Raw genomic sequence first — 16,788 nt, 5'->3', positions numbered from 1 at the left:
GATCAGCTTCAGCTCCCGCTGCAACAAATGGACAAGCTTTCCTCTATTCCTTAACGCCGCCGAGCGTCAGCCCAGTTACAAAATATTTTTGCAAAAACGGGTATACGATAATGATCGGTACGGTGGCTACGACTGTAATTGCAGCTCGAATCGAAGCTGGCGTTACGATGTTCGCCTGAATATTTTTGCTGCTGGCGAAGGCTGACTCTGCTGTGCCTCCTACGCTCATATTGGCGGATTGCAGCTTTTTCATCAGCTCATATTGCAGCGTACTTAAGTTAATATTTGAGGAATTATATAAAAAAGTATCAAACCAGCTATTCCACTGTCCCACCGCGACAAACAGCGCAATCGTAGCAATAACGGGCAGGCTGAGCGGCAATATGATCCGCATAAAGATCGAGAAATGCGTCGCCCCATCGATTTGCGCAGATTCTACCAGGCTCTCAGGCAAGCCTTCCATAAAGGAGCGCATGACAATAAGGTTGAACGCGCCAATAAGTCCCGGGATGACATACACCCAAAACGTCCCGTACAGATGGAGGTTTTTAATGAGCATATAGGTTGGAATCAAGCCACCGCTGAAATACATCGTAAAAATGAAGATGAAAGAAATCGGCCCCCGCAGCACATAATCCTTGCGGCTTAATGTATAGGCCAGCATCGCTGTGCAGAACACACTGCTTACTGTACCGAGCAGCGTCCGGGCAACGGAAATAAAGAATGCATGATAGATGAGCCCATCCTGAAACAGCGTGCTGTAATTAAGCGTCGTGAACTCGCGCGGCCACAGAAAGGTGCTGTCCCGAACCGTATCCTGCGCCTGATTAAAGGAAACGGCGAGCGTGTTCAAAACCGGATAAAGCGTAAGCACGAGCAGTGCTAGCAGAAATACGGTATTGCATAGGTCAAAAAGCAAGTCAGCTGCCAACCTCTTCGACCTGCTGAGTGTCGTCGTTGTCATCGTTTCCTCCTGTTCCCTATCGCCTAGCATGAGTGTAAAACAGGCTTTTGCCCTCCATGACCGGGCGGCAAAGGCTCACTGCTTCTCCGACTAAAACAGCCTCTCCTGCCCCATCCGCTTCGCCATGCGATTCGCGGCCAGCAGCAGCACGACGCTGATAACCGTCTTGAAAATGCCGGCGGCGGTTGCAAACGAGAACCGCGACAAATTAATGCCGTATTTTAATACGAATATATCGATCGTCTCGGAATAATCCACCACCATAGGCGTTTGCAGCAAATATTGCTGTTCAAAGCCCGCATCCAAAATATGCCCAATATTCATAATAAGCAGAATAACGATGATGCTGCGAATGCCTGGCAGCGTAATATGCTTTATTTTTCGAAACCGTCCCGCCCCATCGATGCTTGCCGCCTCATAAAGCGAAGGATCAATCGTCGTCATCGCCGCCAAATAAATAATGGCACTCCAGCCGATCTCCTTCCACACATTAGAGGCGCCAATAATCCACCAAAAATAGTGCTGCTCGGAAAGCCACATGATCGGCTCCTTAATCATATGCAGGCTCACTAACAGTTTGTTGACGGCCCCATCTATGGAAAGCACGTTCATAATCAAGTTCGCGGCCACAACCCACGATAAAAAATGCGGCAGGTAGCTGACCGTCTGGACGACGCGCTTGAACATGATTTTGCGCACCTCATTGAGCATTAGCGCCAGACCGATCGAGCTGACGAAACCGAACACAAGATTAATCAAGCTCATCGCGAGCGTATTGCGTATGACGCGGATAAAATTCTCATCTTGAAACAATTCGCGAAAGTTGGCCAGCCCCACCCATTCGTTATCCAGCATCGCCGATCCAAGCTTATAATTTTGAAAAGCCATCATCCAGCCATACAGCGGTACGTAAGCAAATATAATGACGTACACCACAAAAGGAATAGACATGACCATTAGCGCCTTCTGGCTGCGCAGCTTGCTCCACTTGCGTGGGCTTTTTTTGATTCCGGCATGCTCTTTCACACGCTCAACCGTTACTGACATGGCATGCTCTCTCTCCCTCCTCGCCGCGTGCTTCTTACCAATTCTCTTGGCGGTCCTTCACCTTCGTCGTCAGCTCATCGAGCCAGCCTTGAACGTCCAGCTTCTCTATGGTAGCGACATATTCATTCCAATATTTTTCGAAGTCATCGGCGTTTTTGGCAACGACCATTTGCGGTGGATATTTTTTATTAATATCGTTAAGCTTCTGGTTGAATACTTTGTTTTTCTCCGTCAGCTCAATGCTCCAGAGCGGGAAATATTTGCGGTTCAGATTCGGGCCGTCGAACAGCTCCTCGTAAGTCGTTGCGCCGTAAGCCTTCAGCAGCTCCTTGTCCATTTCATCATATCCGGCGGCAATCTCTTCCGGCTGCTGATACTGCTGGTAGCTGTTGCCGTCAGCCATCGTGCCCGACGAGCCTGGCCAGTACCAGAGGATGTTGCCGGTTGTTTTCAAGCCGTTTTTCGGATCGGCAAAAAAGTCCCGCTGCTCCTGATTGCGATAAAACCGCCCGGTGTCGCTGACCGTATAGTCTTCGCCCGCCACACCCCAGTTGCGCAGCAATTGCCCTTCTTCGCTTGCCATGTAATCGGCATATTTGATCGCTGCTACAGGGTCCTTCGCATTTATCGTAATCGAGAAGCCCATATTGTAATTCATCGAAGGCACATCCAAATAATCCGGCTGAATGCTGTCATCAAAGGTAAGCTGGAGCGGCACAAACATCCGGTTCGCCTTGCCCTGCTGCTTTAAAGAGTCAAGCGCCGTCTGAAACTGCCACTTCTGGTCAAACATCCCCAGCACCCTCCCGCTGGACAGCTTAGCCAAATACTGCTCATAGTTCATTACAAAGGCTTCCTTGTCGATCATGCCTTCCCGGTACATCTCATGCAGCTTGGCGTAATAGCGCTTCGTAATGTTTTCATCCGTCTGATAAAAGGCCAGCTTGTTTGCCACCGGGTCAACAATAGCCCGAGAATCATTAGGACCTCCGGCCAAAAATTGCATCGCAGTCGTCAACGTAAAATTGCGGTTGTCATAGGTCAAAATTTCAAAAGGAATCGTATCCGCGCCATCGATTTGCGGGTATTTTTTATAATAAGCACGCAAAACATCGACATATTGGTCGAACGTCGTAATTTTCGGATAGCCTGCGTCCTTGAGCACTTCCTTCTGTATCCAGAAGGCTGCGCTAATGCCCTTAATCGGCGTCCCCGTAGGCGCAACCTGCGGCAGCGCATAAATATGTCCATCTGCTGTTTTCAGCCGTTCCCAATAGGGCTCATAGATGCGTTTAATGTTCGGGGCATGCTGCTCAATTAAATCCTCCAGCGGAATAAGCGCATTCGCATCCTCGAATTTAACCGTCTGATCCGTATTGATGAGGTCAGGATAATCTCCTCCGGCGATCATTACGCCTACCTTCTGCTCCTTCTCGCCGACAAGCCGCTCATATTTGATCTTTACTCCTGTTTTCTGTTCAATCATGTCGCCAATTTTTGTATGCTCGGGAACATTGTCGCCGGGATCAAAGATGAAATAGCTGAATGTGGTCAGTTCCTCGCCGCTGTTATTTTTGCTGGTGCCAGCAGCCGTATTCGTACTCTCCGTGCTGCATCCTCCTACTATCATCGACAAGGCCAAAGATACCCCCGCGATCCATGTAAGCGCTATTTTTTTACTCAAGATCGTTGCCACCCTCCCTTTAATATAAATTAACTGTATCAAACAGGCAGCTGCCCAGGTACCCGAAAAACCTTAACATCATACCCTGCAAATCTAATGAGATTGACAGCTATCGCTTCAGACATAGGCTAGGCAATTTCCATAATTCATTAATTCAGGGTAGCTTTTTCAACAAATAAGTGTTAATTTTACTAATGAAAACGCTTAATTAGCTTTTAATTAACACTATTATACTAACAAAATGGTTTTGTTAGCTTTTAGCCAAAGGAGCAGCACGCAATGAAAATGATGCAAAACCTCCGTCCCTTCCGCTGGAACGACTTGCGGCTGCGAAACAAGCTGATGATTTTATATTTTGCCGCTGTTTTTATTCCGGTCATGCTGACGAATACGTTTTTCTATACGATCACCGCAGGCAATGTCAGAACGGAGAAGGTCCAGGATCTTCGGCAATCGCTTGAAAGAAACAAGGATAACTTTCGCAAAATGCTGGAGGGCGTCATCAGCTTCTCCTCGGTCATCTATAATGATGGCGTCCTCTATAGCGCATTGGATCGCACTTATACGAGCGAAAGCGAAGTTATTGCAGCCTATGGTGAGGTGTTGAACAACTCGATTAACCGCTTCGTGCCACTGAATAAACAATTTTATAACGCGTATTTGTTTACTGACAACGACAGCCTGATCCACTCGGGCCTCCTGCAATACATAGACTTGCAGACGAAGCAGGAGGGCTGGTATCAAGCAACTACCGACCAGGCGCGTAGCCGGAAATGGCTGCTTTATACGAACACGCCGACCGCGACTTGCAGGCAAACTGAAGCAACAGCTGCTTCGTTAGCAGCCAGCGAGGAGACAGGCACGGGAAGCGATTCGGCTGAATGCGGCGCTCCCTATTTGAGCGTGATCCGCGAGCTTGATTTTTACAAAGCCTATTCCAGCTACCATAAAATTCTCAGAGTAGATATTTTGCCGCATTATTTGGAAAACACATTGTTTGATCATTCGTTTCCCGGTGAAATTTATTTGCTTAATCCTCAGGGCGATGTCATTTATTCATCGGAAGCAGAGCCACCAGCGTTCATTTATGGCGACTCTCAGCAGGACAAAACAACCATCGTCAGCCCGTTTGAAGGCATTGATTATCTGAAAGACTGGGAGATGGTTGGCATTTACCCTAATGAGGTTGTCAATCAAAGCCTGCTTGATTCGCGCAAATTTATTATTTATTTGACGTGCGTGAATCTGCTGTTTCCGAGCATTATTATTTTGCTCATAGCCAGGTCGCTCAATATTAGGCTGGGCATGCTGCTAGGCGGCATTAAACGAGTGAAAAACCAGCGCTTTGAAGTGCTGCAGGCCAAACCGGCATCCGATGAAATCGGGCAGCTGACCGAGGAATTTAACCGAATGACCCAGCAGATCAACGGCCTCATCCAAGATGTGTACGTGGCGGAGCTGGACCGGAGACAGGCGCAGTTTAATGCTCTGCTAAGCCAAATTAATCCGCATTATTTGTTTAATACGCTTGATGCCATTCGAATGAATTGCGTCATTAAGGGCGAAGAGGAAACGGCATCCGTCATTAAGCTGCTCGGCCGCGGCTTCCGCCGATCGCTGAGCTGGGGCGAGGATATGATTCCGCTTCAAGAGGAGATGGCATTCGTCACCGACTATTTGGACATTCAGCATTTCCGCTTCGGCCACCGTCTCTCCTATCAGCTCGATATTGATGATGAAGTGCTGGAGCTGCCCCTGCCGAAAATGAGCATCCTTCCGCTCGTCGAAAATGCCTGCATTCATGGCATTGAATATTCCGAGCAGCCCGGCAGCATTACCGTATCGGCTAAGCTTCACAGCACTCGCGTAGTCATTCGTGTGTCGGATAATGGCATTGGCATGGAAGAGGAGAAGCTCAGACATTGGCTTGCCCGACTGGAGCACTCCGGCGTGCAGCATCAGCAGGGCAAGCATGTGGGGCTGAAAAATGTATATGACCGGCTCAAGTGGCATTTTGGGAAGGCGTTCAGCTTTACTCTTGATTCCCGTTATGGAGAAGGCACAACGATTGAGCTGCAAATTCCCGCTGCCTTCGCTAAGGATGAATCTGTAGTTGAGAGGAGAATCATCGATGTTGAAAACATTGATCGTGGAAGATGAGCCGCGGATGCGTGAAGGGCTGAAAAGAATCATTTATTGGGAAAAGTACGGCTTTAATCTATGCGGCGATGCGGAAAATGGACGGCAGGCGCTCGAATTAATCGAACGCGAGCAGCCCGCGCTCGTTATTACCGACATTCGTCTGCCCGGCATTACGGGGCTGGAGCTTATGAAGGACGTAACGGGGCGCATGGATACCTGCTTTATCGTCATTTCTGGCTATGATGAATTTGAATATGTGAAGACGGCCCTTATCTGCGGCGCTGTTGATTATATTTTGAAGCCAGTGGAGGAGGAGCAGCTGATTGGCGCTCTGCTGCGGGTGAAAAAACGGCTGCTCAAGGCTTTGCCCAGCACAAATGCCAGCTCGGATGGTGCTGTGGAACCGGAGTTAGGGATTGAGATAGGGATTGAGATAGGGATTGAGACAGGGATGTCTTCGGATGATCCTATCGCTTTTGTCAAAGAGTATGTAGCCTCGCATTATCAGGAGCAGGTGACGATGAAGGAAATTGCCGGCAAAACCTATCTCCATCCCTTCTATCTCGGGCAATTATTCCGCAAAGCAACCGGTATTTATTTCAACGATTACGTCCATCAAATTCGCGTGGATAAAGCGCAGCTGCTGCTCGCCACAACAAGCAGCAAAATAGCCGACATCGCTGCTGGCGTCGGCTATCCAGATCCGGACTATTTTGTGCAGCAGTTCAAGAAGATTACCGGCTGCACCCCTTCCCATTTTCGAAAAAACCAGCTTTAGCGTGTCATTTCCGTAATATTAATTTGGATACCTGAAAAATATGCTCTAAAAAGCTATTTTTATTCGAAATTTTATTCAGAACCTTATATGAGATTACACTAAATATAAGATGAATAGCGTAACCTAATAAAACACCTAAGAAGTTCGCAATAGCATCATCAATATCTATCGTCCTATAATTAAAATTTGTTGCTAATGAAATCAATGTTTGTGCTGCTTCAAAAAACAATCCCCAAAAAACAGCGTGAATCAAAATATTTCCTTTGCGAGTCAAATATCGAATAAAAAATCCATAGGGGACTAAAAGTATAATATTCAGCAGCATATTTTTATCAAACGCTCTAAAAGGAATATAGTTCAGATTGTAAAAAAATTGAACAGTCTCTCCTTTCATCGCCGCAATAGCCCTCGGATCAATAGGTATAGGCAGAAGCGTCAATTTAAAAACATTAATCATGTAGACATAGAAAATTAAAAACAAAGTCATATAAGCAAACGAGGATTTTTTATTGAATTTTAAATATAAAAGCGAAATAATTAAAACCAATATTGCGGTTACTTTAAGATATATATTATTTTCATTTATCATTATTTCCCTCCATATATAAAAATATCAATACTTTTTAGTTATACACACAAAAAAAATTTGAAAATGAAAATGTAAAGGTGATGTAGATTCCGTTAAAAGGAATCTACATCACCTTTAGTAATTTCCCAAAAGGTTAATTCGTCACTGTTCCTTGTCCGCTAAGATCCCATCCATCATCTATTAGCGTTAATGTTGTTCTTTCTCATGTGCGGCCTGCTCAATGACCTTGCCTCTGCCGGTTATCAGCTTGAGCTGATCGTTCTCATAACCAACCTCGTAAATCACCTGATATTTGCTCAGCTTGTTTTTGCCGCTTACCCGTTCATCTACCGAAATAATCGCCGTCACAGTCGCTTGCTGATCGTTGTTGACCGTGACATGCATATCGTCGATGACGACATTGCGCGTTGGCATATAGCCTTCCCGAAATGCGTCATAGCTTGTGCCCTCTTTCCAGCTGCCGCCCAGCAAGGAATAGGCATAAACATAATCGGCATTGTTCAAGCTGTCGTAAAAATGAGTAACCAGGTAGCTGGCATATTCACTCATCGTCGCTTCCTGCTTTGCCATGCCCGTACTATTCGTGCCCTCCTGCTCAGGCAGCACCTCCATTGGCTTCGTCGACCATGCTTCCACCGTTGCCAGCACATTGACAATTGGAATGCTGAACCCGATCGAACCTTGCTCAATGCCTGCCGAATTAATGCCGAGCACTTCGCCTGTCTCTCTTCTGACCAGCGGGCCACCGCTGTTTCCTGGCGCAATGGGCGCAGAAATTTGATACAAATCCTTATACGAATACGGTTCAATCGTAAAATTACGGCCCAAGCCGCTAATGATGCCTGTCGTTACTGTATTTTGAAAACCAAGCGGACTGCCGATCGCCATCACTTCATCGCCGATTTCCGCTTTTTTATTGCGAACCATCTTAAGCGGCTTCTCGCCAACCAGTCCAGGGACGCGGACAACCGCGACATCCGTCTCCGTGCTGATGCCAATTACTTCGCCATCAAGCTCCCGCGCATCAGATGTGTGGATTTTCACCTTATGAACGCCGGATACGACATGCGCATTGGTGATCAAGTCACCTTGATTATTGTATAAAAAGCCTGATCCCTGCTTGCCATTGCCGCTTTCAATCATGACGACCAGCTTCTGCGTTTCATAAATGACATCTTTAAGCGGCTTGCCTGTTTTCTCCGAGCGCGTTTCTGACACCGCGAGCAGCGGCTTGCCACTAAGCTGCTTGGGAATTTCGGAACGGATAAATACGACCGCGCCAGCTCCGAAAAGCAGAAAAGCAACGGACATTATAAGGCTAAGCCAAGTTCCTTTTCTCATGAATATCTTCTCCTAGTCCAAATACCATGTGACATGATCGATGACGACAGTAGCATCGGTCTCTTCAATGCCTTCCACAGTTGCGTCGAAAGTAAAGGATTCGTTAGGCTCTATATAGTTAGGCATGGCGATAGACGTGCCCTTCTTCAAAATCTGTTTATCCTTGCCGCGCACCGAATATTGAATTTCAACGGAATAAATCGGCCGGGTGGCAGCATTTTTGAGCAAGGCGTGGATTTTGAAGCTGCCCGTGTCATCAAAGCTCGTATCCACCTTCACCACTTCCACGGCCGCCGTTTGGTTAAGCAAATCCTCTTCCGCCGCTTTCTGCATCGCCCGCTCAATTCTTTCCTGCTCCGCCTGCTCAAAAGCCTGCTTCTCCGCATGAATGCTTTCAAGCAGCTTTGTCAAGTTTGTATCCTCCGGGGCATAGGCCATTCCCTTCTGTACCATGGCGATCGCCTCGGAGAAGCTTTTTTTCTGAAGCAGCTCCTTCGTCTGCTGTTGGCATACAATCGCGATTTTGTCCACAATCTGCTTGCGCACAGCTACCGCTTCTTCGCCGCCTAAACCATTAACGGTATTAAGCTTCACCGCCAAAGCATCGAGCGAATTTATCTGGTCCAGCTCATTTTGCACCTGTACAACGACCATTCTAACATTTAAATCAGCAAACGCCTCGCGCAGCGGAGAGAAAATCTGCTCCTCCCGGCCTGCAAGCAGCGTATTCAGCTGCTTCACTAACGGTCCGGCCTCCGTCAAGGATCCATTGTCCAGTTCACTGGCAAGGAGGTTGATTTTATTCTCGATCGCAACCGCCTCGTTGATAATATCCATATCCTCCTGAAGAGCACCGTAGGCTGGACGCACCTTCGCTGCCTTCTCAAGCTGGACCATCGCTTCGTGATATTTGCCTCCCCAAGCTTTCTGCTTAGCTTGCTCGTGCCATTCGGCAACATGATCATTCAAATCGCTTTCATATATGTAATAAGAAAACACCCCGGCAGATGTCGAAATGAACACAACAACAGGCACGAGCGCAATTATAAACTTACGCCCAGCCCCGGCACGGGTTCTTCTGTTTCGTACTGGCGCTTGCTCTGGCACTAATGAGGCGCTTGCCTCCCGTATGAATAATTCATGCTCTTGAATGACAATGGCCTGCGTCTGCTCATTTGCCTGCGCGTCCCGAAGCAGCGGTTTCCCGCATTTGCTGCAGTAAACGGCACTAGGCTCGTATTTATTTCCGCAATGTTGGCAATGCACCTGTGCTCATCTCCTGACGCAATCAAGCTTTAATCGTTCTTCCCTCTATTCTATATGAAATAGTAAATGATCTCCATTTTTAAATGATGGGAAATTCAAAAAATTTAATAAGCTTATTAAACTTATTGTTGAATTAGGCGAGCATGCCTGCTCCCTTCACCCTCATCAGCTCTAGCCTATCATAACATTCCTTTTGATTTAGCCAAAATAAGATAATTACCTTATTACTATAGGTTTACGTTTCCTTCTCCATAAAAAAAGCAAGAGCAAGGCCTAAGCCCTGCTCTTGCTTAAAGAAGATACCGTTTGGCGGCTCGCCAATCGCGTGTCAGGCGTTTTGCGATAGATTAAGGCGCAGCTGCACGGTAACGTTATTTTCGGTATCCATCACGACGTTATGTGGGTTCTGCATGCCGAATTCCTCAAACGTGACAACCGTCTCGCTCTCCACGTTCAGCTTGCCGCCGCTGTATGCCGCTTGTCCTGTAAAAGTAACTTCCTTCGTAATCCCTTTAATCGTCAAGTCGCCAGTCATGATAAGCGGGAACGTTTCGCCGTCCTTCACTTCCGTTGGCAGCGCCTCAAATGATGTCGCCTTGAACGTAGAGCTCGGGAAGTTGGTCACATTGAGAAAATCTTCTCCCTTCACATGCCCGTCGCGCTGGCTATTGCCAGAATCCAGTACGTTCATATCGAGGCTTGCATCCGCCGCATTAGCTGCCGCATCTGCCGTATCTACATTCCATGTTCCCGTTACGCCATTTACTTCGAAGTTTACCGTCTCACGGGAAGTCGTAACCGAGAAATACACATTGGAAGTGGAATCAATGGTCCATGCTCCGTTTACATCCGCTACAGCGCCAGCAGCAGCCGTCTCTGTACCACTTGCACTATTAGTAGAGCCAGAACCTGTGCCAGTCGTACCTGCTGCACTGTTTGTCGCGGCCGCTTCCGTGCCTATAACACTTTTGATTTCCTTGTTGTTGCCCGTAAACGAATCATACATCGCATATGCACCTGCTCCACCTAGCAAAACAACCGCAACGACAGCACCAATAACCACATTTTTCTTCTTCATTGTAAAATCCTCCTTTGATTTTAAAACTACGTTATGTAGTGTTGAAAGTTATATAAAGGCGAAGCGCGCCTTCCCCAGAAGGGAGCTATGCGCTTCGCATAAAGCTTGCATTTTGAAAGGTTAGTATCGCGTCAAGCTTGAGCTTCTACAGCATAATAGGAAGATACATGACGGAAATCGATCCGAAGGTCAGTATGGATAATACCAAGGCCACCACGGGAAAACGCATGCTTAGCTCTTGCGACTCGGGATTCAGCAGCCTCATTAATCGATAATTTATCGAATGGTCGGCGAAAGAAGCATGGACAAAGGTCCGGCTGCTCCGTTCCCCACGGCTGTATTTCACAAGCTTGAGCAGTGCGCTGCCGAGGCTATGCTCGCTCACCCGCCGCTGCAGGGCGAAATGGTCCGCTAATAGCTCACGGGTCGTTTTATACTGCTCCACTCCAAAGCGAAGAATCGGCATGTACCACAGCACCGTTGCCCCTACCTGCAAAATCAAAATCATCAGCGGATCGCGATTTCGGTAATGAAAGTGCTCATGCTCGATGACCGCCTCAAGCTCTTCCTTATCAAGCAGACCGAGAAGCCCAGTAGATAAAATGATTTTGGGACGAATAAAACCAAGCGTCAGCGCAATCGGTTCTGGATGCGAAACGACCATGATCGCTTTGCTGCCTGCAAAATAACGCGCATTCAGTTCATCCGATAAACCGCCATGCTGTAAAACGCTCATTTTACGGTTTGCAGCCCGTACGCCGAGCCAATGCTTTACCGTAACGTACAGCAGATGCACGAACGTCCCAAAAACGGCAAGCTTCATCATGTAGTTAAGGAGCAGCAAGCTGTACCTCTTAATGAGGCTCTCGCAAATTTCAAATACATTAAACGCTGCCTTCTCCCAGCCGAACAGCGTATGCGTCGCATACATGCCCATTTGCAGCAGGGTGAACCCCATCAGCATCAGGCACAAGCCAAAAATCCATTTCGACCTAAGACTCCAGCTCATGGCGCCTGCCCTCTTTAAGCGATTTGATTTTTTGCTCCAGCTTATCCAGCAGTTCATCATCAACCTCTTCCATCGCATCGAACATATAATTGACGACGAGTGGGCCAAGATCTTCAAGAAGCTCCCGGGACTGTATGCTCAGAAACTGCTCTTGCGTATGCACAGGCGCATATTTCGAAGGCTTGCCTGATGATTTCACGAGCAGCCCCTTGTCTACAAGCCGATTCATGACGGTCATAACCGTATTGAAATTTAATGGCTTGTCCTGTTCGAGCTTATGCTGCACATCCTTGATGTAGCTATCAGGCTGCGACCACAAGATAGTCATAATCCTTGCCTCCAGCGGGCCAAAAAACCGCTCCAGCCCTTTTGTCTGAATGTCACTTGTTCCCAAGAATGCCTCACACCTTGCTATAACTACTTAATGTAGTGTTATTATAAAACCGGTTTATGAAAATAACCTTAAAAAAAGATGAGCAGGAAATTAATTTACTGAAATGACACAAAAATACATCTTCGCCTCATGCAGACTAGCTATGCGTATAGGCAGCCAGGCGTTCCAGCACATAGCGGCGGACGTCTTCCCGCAAATCTTCGCGCTCCAGCGCAAAATCAATCGTCGCCTGGACAAAGCCCAGCTTATCTCCAACATCATGGCGTTTGCCCGTAAAGCGATGCCCCATTATCGGCGACAGCTCGTTCAACCTTTGCAGGCTGTCCGTTAATTGAATTTCTCCGCCTTTGCCTGGCTCGGCCTTTGACAAGAGTTCAAAAATAGCCGGCTCCAGCACATAGCGTCCTACAACGGCCCAATTCGACGGCGCCTGCCCCGGCAGCGGCTTCTCTATCAGCTCACGGATATGTCCCGCCTCGTCCCGAATATCGGCAATGCCATACTTGTGCGTCTGATTCCATGGCACTTCCATAAGAGCCACGACAGAGGATGAATACTGCTCGTAACGAGCAATCATTTGCTTCAGGCATGGCGGCTCAGACGTCAAAATATCGTCTCCGAGCAGCACCGCAAATGGCTCGTCGCCAATAAAACGCTGCGCGCACAGCACCGCGTGTCCGAGACCAAGCGGCTCCTTCTGGCGAACATAATAAATGTCGGCCAGCTGCGAAATTTCTTTCACAACTTTGAGCATTTCCTCGTTGCCGCGTTCCTCCAGTTCGCCTTCAAGCTCAACCGACTTGTCAAAATGGTCCTCAATCGCCCGTTTATGGCGGCCGCTCACAATGACGATGCTGTCGATGCCCGACTGCACCGCTTCTTCTACAATATATTGAATCGCTGGTTTATCTATTATCGGCAGCATTTCTTTAGGCTGCGCCTTCGTTGCTGGCAAAAACCTTGTGCCAAGCCCGCCTGCCGGGATAATCGCTTTGCGTACCTTTTGTCCCATACTTCGCCGCCTCCATCTTTCGCTAATTATTCGTGTAGAGCTCTCCTCATCATACCTTGTCTTGGCTCCTGTTTCCAGCTAGCCAACGTCATTTTCACCGCTGCTGGCCGGAGCCGCTTGCAGCAATGCCGAATGAAGCGGCAGCATGACCCGAATCGTTGTGCCGGATGGTGTCCCTTTGCCCCCGCCGACTAAGATGCTGGATTCAATTTCAATTAAACCTTCATGAATATCGACGATTTTCTTCACAATCGACAGCCCCAGCCCGCTGCCGCCTTTCATCCGGTCACGCGCCGTATCCACTTTATAAAAGCGCTCGAATACCCGCTCTTGATCAGCGGGGGATATGCCGCTGCCGTTATCGGCAATACGCACGACTGCGCAGCCGTTTTCCTCGGAAAGTGTAATGCGGATATGCCCATTATCCGGTGTAAACTTCATGCTGTTCGCCAGCAGATTGTTCCAAACCTGGCTCAGCTGATCCTCATCCGCGACGATGATTGTCTCCTCCATGAGCAGCTCAACCGTGAGCCGCTTCGCCATCCACTGCGGCTCGCATGAAAGCACAACGTCGCGCAGCTGGCGGTCCAGCCTGATCGCACGCGGCTCAAAGGGATGCTGCTTCGAGTCCAGCGAAGCCAGCTTAAGCAAATTCTCGCTCAGCCGGGACAAGCGGCTGCTCTCCTGCTTAATAATGCCGACGTAACGATTGCGTTCCTCATCGGTCAGCTGCTCGCTGCGCAGCACCTCGGCGAACCCGCCGATTGAAGTCAGCGGCGATTGTATTTCGTGGGAGACGTTGGATACAAAATCCTGCCGCATCGTCTCGAGCTGCGACAAGCCTACCGTCATGCGATTGATGCTGTCCGCCAAATTGCCGAGCTCATCCCGGCGCTGCACGGGCAGCTGCACAGAGAAATCTCCGGTGGCGATGCGCTTCGTCGCTTCGGTCATCATTTTCAGCGGCTTGACCAAATAACGGGCGGCAATCGGAATTAGAATGCAGCCGACGACAAGCAGCGTGATCAGTATGGTGTAGGTGTTGCGCTGGAAGCTGCGAATTTCCGGGACGCGGTCGGGCCGAACGAAGAACGCCCAGTCCCTTTCGCCAAGCACAGCTTTGCGCCCTAAAGCTGGTGGCGAGGACGGTCCGCTGGTCTCGCCCTCAGCTTGGCTCGGCAGCATTTGCACCTGACCGGCAAAAACATTTTCAATCACCTCTGGAGTTAGAAGCTTTGTGATTTCCGCACTGGTCCTGCCCGCCTCAATCATTTCGCCACCACGGCTAACGGCTACAATCGCTAAGTTTTGCATATCGGCAACCTGTTTAATGAAGCTGCTTAAGGACTTTGGCGAGGAAGCGGCATACAGCTGTTCCATTCGTACAATCGAGCGATCCAGCTGGTTAGGAAATTGTCCGCTTAAATCCCTTGTGAAAATTTGATCCGCCATCCAATAAGCGATGCCCATGCTGATGACCACAATGACCAGAAACGTCAAGGTCACGCGAACATAAAGGCTGCGAATCATTCTAGCTCCTCCATACGGTAGCCGAGGCCGCGAATCGTGACGATCCGAATGCCCGCTTCTTCCTCGGTAAAGCGCTCACGCAGCCGTTTGATATGCACATCCACCGTCCGCTCATCCCCTTCGTAGTTCATGCCCCATATTTGCTCAATTAACTGCTCCCTTGAAAAGGTTTTGTCCGGGTAGCTCGCCAGCTTGAACAACAGCTCAAACTCTTTAGGCGGCAGCAGCATCCGCTTGCCAGCCATCGTGACATGAAATTCACTCAAATTAAGCGTCAGCTGACCCAGCTCCACGGTCTGTGAAGCCGCGATGCGGTAGCGCTTGAGCAAAGCTTTAATGCGCACCGCAAGCTCCAGCGGCTCGAATGGCTTAACCATATAATCATCGGCCCCAAGGCCGAAGCCTTTTACTTTATTCACCGTTTCGCCTTTAGCGGTCAGCAGCAGCAGCGGCATATCATACGAGGCGCGCAGCGTTTCGCATAAAGTCCAGCCGTCCATGCGCGGCATCATGACATCAATAACGGCCAAATCCGGCAGCACCGTCTCCAGCCGCTCCAGTGCATCTTGTCCATCCTGTGCTTCTATAATTTGAAAACCTTCACGGCGCAGCAAAATGCTGACTAGCTCACGAATGTTTGGATCGTCATCTACGACTAATATTTTCGGCATGCGGATCACCCCTGTTGTTCGATTTTACCCTACCATAATACATATAGATGAATTTAAGATGAACATGTTTGACAGCACCCGTTAATTGTAATAATTTTAAACTAGAATTATGATCAGAGGCTATCGAATGGAGGCAATCATTTATGCATAAAACCATTATTATCGGTACTGGACCTGCGGGACTAACCGCTGCTATTTATTTGGCTCGCGCCAACATGGAGCCACTCGTTATTGAAGGCTGGCAGCCAGGCGGCCAACTGACGACAACAACCGAAATTGAAAACTTTCCCGGCTTCCCTGACGGCATTCTCGGCAGCGAGCTGATGTCCAATATGCGCAAGCAAGCACAGCGCTTCGGCGCTACATTCCGCACTGGCTCTGTGAAAAGCGTTGATTTCAGCAAACGCCCTTATACGCTAGATGTGGAAGGAATCGGCGAGCTGCAAGCTGAATCGGTCATTATTTCAACTGGCGCTTCGGCGAAATACCTCGGCATTCCCGGCGAGCAGGAGAACATTGGACGCGGTGTCAGCACATGCGCAACCTGCGATGGTTTCTTTTTCCGCGGCAAAAAGATTCTCGTTGTCGGCGGCGGCGACTCCGCCATGGAGGAATCGGTGTTCCTGACTCGCTTCGCATCGGAAGTAACAGTCGTTAACCGCCGCTCCGAGCTGCGCGCTTCGAAAATCATGCAAGACCGCGCTCGCGACAATGACAAAATCTCCTGGAGCCTCGATCGCACCCCGCTTGAGGTGGCAGCCGGAGATACCGGGCTTCAGGGCCTGAAAGTCCGCAACAATGAAACAGGCGAAGAAGAGCTGATTGAGGCGGACGGCGTGTTCATTACGATCGGGCATACGCCGAACACAGGCTTCCTAGGCGGTCAAATCGACACCGATGATCAAGGCTACATTATTGTGAAGCCCGGAACTGCCGAGACGAACATCCCTGGCGTATTCGCCTGTGGCGATGTACAGGATCGCCAGTATCGCCAAGCGATTACTGCAGCTGGGAGCGGCTGTATGGCGGCGCTCGACGCCGAGCGTTTCCTGGAAGCCCAGGCTCATGCCGCTTCGGTCCATGCTTAAGCTTTTTTTCCCTAAATAAATGATGGCATGATTTCCCTTTTAGATGTATAATCAAAGCTGAAGATAAAGGCAATGCTACCCAACACATTACGATCGAATACGGATCGATTATGGAGAAGGTACAACCTCGCTGAAAAGGTGCGGGTTGTACCTTTTTTGCGTTCTTCTTGATTGTTTAAGCCATTAAACTTGAGG

The 16,788-nt window shown here is 48.8% G+C and carries 15 protein-coding genes; 3 read left to right on the top strand and 12 right to left on the bottom strand.

Going from position 1 to position 16,788, the window contains the following annotated elements; translation table 11 throughout:
• Nucleotides 1-43: 43 nt before the first annotated feature.
• The 3 genes from ABEW34_RS06365 to ABEW34_RS06355 all read right to left on the bottom strand — a co-directional run bounded on the left by ABEW34_RS06365 (nucleotide 44) and on the right by ABEW34_RS06355 (nucleotide 3,695).
• Entirely contained in the window at nucleotides 44-964 is a 921-nt protein-coding gene (locus tag ABEW34_RS06365) for a carbohydrate ABC transporter permease (RefSeq protein WP_430156068.1), read from the bottom strand.
• A gap of 90 nt (nucleotides 965-1,054) precedes the next feature.
• Nucleotides 1,055-2,011: an ABC transporter permease gene (locus ABEW34_RS06360; RefSeq protein WP_430156066.1), complete on the bottom strand. Its 957-nt coding sequence runs from the start codon at nucleotides 2,009-2,011 to the stop codon at nucleotides 1,055-1,057.
• Nucleotides 2,012-2,045: 34 nt separating this feature from the next.
• The gene (locus ABEW34_RS06355) at nucleotides 2,046-3,695 is read right to left on the bottom strand and encodes a sugar ABC transporter substrate-binding protein (RefSeq protein ID WP_430156063.1); all 1,650 of its coding nucleotides are present in this window, start codon (nucleotides 3,693-3,695) and stop codon (nucleotides 2,046-2,048) included.
• 279 nt (nucleotides 3,696-3,974) lie between these two features.
• Here ABEW34_RS06355 and ABEW34_RS06350 point away from each other — a divergent pair, with 279 nt between their 5' ends.
• Both ABEW34_RS06350 and ABEW34_RS06345 read left to right on the top strand, forming a co-directional pair.
• Nucleotides 3,975-5,855, top strand: coding sequence for a sensor histidine kinase (locus ABEW34_RS06350; protein WP_430156060.1), 1,881 nt, complete (start codon nucleotides 3,975-3,977; stop codon nucleotides 5,853-5,855).
• On the top strand, nucleotides 5,827-6,615 hold the full coding sequence (locus tag ABEW34_RS06345) for a response regulator transcription factor (RefSeq protein WP_430156057.1): 789 nt from the start codon (nucleotides 5,827-5,829) through the stop codon (nucleotides 6,613-6,615). Before ABEW34_RS06350 ends, ABEW34_RS06345 begins: the two co-directional genes overlap by 29 nt.
• 4 nt (nucleotides 6,616-6,619) lie before the next feature.
• Here ABEW34_RS06345 and ABEW34_RS06340 read toward each other — a convergent pair whose 3' ends face one another.
• From ABEW34_RS06340 to ABEW34_RS06300, 9 genes are all read right to left on the bottom strand, one after another.
• The gene (locus tag ABEW34_RS06340; RefSeq protein ID WP_430156056.1) at nucleotides 6,620-7,204 is read right to left on the bottom strand and encodes a VanZ family protein; all 585 of its coding nucleotides are present in this window, start codon (nucleotides 7,202-7,204) and stop codon (nucleotides 6,620-6,622) included.
• 186 nt (nucleotides 7,205-7,390) lie between these two features.
• Nucleotides 7,391-8,545 (bottom strand): S1C family serine protease, encoded by a 1,155-nt coding sequence (locus ABEW34_RS06335; protein WP_430156054.1) that lies wholly within the window; start codon nucleotides 8,543-8,545, stop codon nucleotides 7,391-7,393.
• 12 nt (nucleotides 8,546-8,557) lie between these two features.
• On the bottom strand, nucleotides 8,558-9,811 hold the full coding sequence (locus ABEW34_RS06330; protein WP_430156051.1) for a zinc ribbon domain-containing protein: 1,254 nt from the start codon (nucleotides 9,809-9,811) through the stop codon (nucleotides 8,558-8,560).
• 328 nt (nucleotides 9,812-10,139) lie between these two features.
• Nucleotides 10,140-10,889 (bottom strand): YceI family protein, encoded by a 750-nt coding sequence (locus ABEW34_RS06325; RefSeq protein ID WP_430156048.1) that lies wholly within the window; start codon nucleotides 10,887-10,889, stop codon nucleotides 10,140-10,142.
• Between the two features lie 145 nt (nucleotides 10,890-11,034).
• Nucleotides 11,035-11,898, bottom strand: a complete 864-nt coding sequence (locus ABEW34_RS06320) for a M56 family metallopeptidase (RefSeq protein ID WP_430156045.1) — start codon at nucleotides 11,896-11,898, stop codon at nucleotides 11,035-11,037.
• On the bottom strand, nucleotides 11,882-12,292 hold the full coding sequence (locus tag ABEW34_RS06315) for a BlaI/MecI/CopY family transcriptional regulator (protein ID WP_430156044.1): 411 nt from the start codon (nucleotides 12,290-12,292) through the stop codon (nucleotides 11,882-11,884). The genes ABEW34_RS06320 and ABEW34_RS06315 overlap by 17 nt, the downstream gene beginning before the upstream one ends.
• 136 nt (nucleotides 12,293-12,428) lie before the next feature.
• Nucleotides 12,429-13,304 (bottom strand): UTP--glucose-1-phosphate uridylyltransferase GalU, encoded by an 876-nt coding sequence (galU, locus tag ABEW34_RS06310; RefSeq protein WP_430156041.1) that lies wholly within the window; start codon nucleotides 13,302-13,304, stop codon nucleotides 12,429-12,431.
• Nucleotides 13,305-13,382: 78 nt separating this feature from the next.
• Entirely contained in the window at nucleotides 13,383-14,834 is a 1,452-nt protein-coding gene (locus ABEW34_RS06305) for an ATP-binding protein (protein ID WP_430156038.1), read from the bottom strand.
• Complete coding sequence (locus ABEW34_RS06300; RefSeq protein WP_430156034.1) at nucleotides 14,831-15,505, bottom strand: response regulator transcription factor; 675 nt, start codon at nucleotides 15,503-15,505, stop codon at nucleotides 14,831-14,833. The genes ABEW34_RS06305 and ABEW34_RS06300 overlap by 4 nt, the downstream gene beginning before the upstream one ends.
• Nucleotides 15,506-15,648: 143 nt before the next feature.
• On the opposite strand from ABEW34_RS06300, the gene trxB reads away from it, so the two are divergent.
• Nucleotides 15,649-16,593 (top strand): thioredoxin-disulfide reductase, encoded by a 945-nt coding sequence (trxB, locus tag ABEW34_RS06295; protein WP_430156031.1) that lies wholly within the window; start codon nucleotides 15,649-15,651, stop codon nucleotides 16,591-16,593.
• The last annotated feature ends 195 nt before the right edge of the window (nucleotides 16,594-16,788 follow it).

Source organism: Paenibacillus algorifonticola (assembly GCF_050481745.1).
In the GTDB taxonomy this organism is placed as follows: Bacteria; Bacillota; Bacilli; order Paenibacillales; family Paenibacillaceae; genus Pristimantibacillus; species Pristimantibacillus algorifonticola_A.
This window is presented reverse-complemented; position numbering and strand designations above follow the sequence as displayed.

Coding starts and splice junctions, on each gene's coding strand:
- ABEW34_RS06350 (WP_430156060.1), top strand. CDS start 3,975: ATGAAAATGATGCAAAACCTCCGTCCCTTCCGCTGGAACGACTTGCGG.
- ABEW34_RS06305 (WP_430156038.1), bottom strand. CDS start 14,834: ATGATTCGCAGCCTTTATGTTCGCGTGACCTTGACGTTTCTGGTCATT.
- ABEW34_RS06335 (WP_430156054.1), bottom strand. CDS start 8,545: ATGAGAAAAGGAACTTGGCTTAGCCTTATAATGTCCGTTGCTTTTCTG.
- ABEW34_RS06325 (WP_430156048.1), bottom strand. CDS start 10,889: ATGAAGAAGAAAAATGTGGTTATTGGTGCTGTCGTTGCGGTTGTTTTG.
- ABEW34_RS06345 (WP_430156057.1), top strand. CDS start 5,827: ATGTTGAAAACATTGATCGTGGAAGATGAGCCGCGGATGCGTGAAGGG.
- ABEW34_RS06320 (WP_430156045.1), bottom strand. CDS start 11,898: ATGAGCTGGAGTCTTAGGTCGAAATGGATTTTTGGCTTGTGCCTGATG.
- ABEW34_RS06360 (WP_430156066.1), bottom strand. CDS start 2,011: ATGTCAGTAACGGTTGAGCGTGTGAAAGAGCATGCCGGAATCAAAAAA.
- trxB (WP_430156031.1), top strand. CDS start 15,649: ATGCATAAAACCATTATTATCGGTACTGGACCTGCGGGACTAACCGCT.
- ABEW34_RS06300 (WP_430156034.1), bottom strand. CDS start 15,505: ATGCCGAAAATATTAGTCGTAGATGACGATCCAAACATTCGTGAGCTA.
- ABEW34_RS06365 (WP_430156068.1), bottom strand. CDS start 964: ATGACAACGACGACACTCAGCAGGTCGAAGAGGTTGGCAGCTGACTTG.
- galU (WP_430156041.1), bottom strand. CDS start 13,304: ATGGGACAAAAGGTACGCAAAGCGATTATCCCGGCAGGCGGGCTTGGC.
- ABEW34_RS06340 (WP_430156056.1), bottom strand. CDS start 7,204: ATGATAAATGAAAATAATATATATCTTAAAGTAACCGCAATATTGGTT.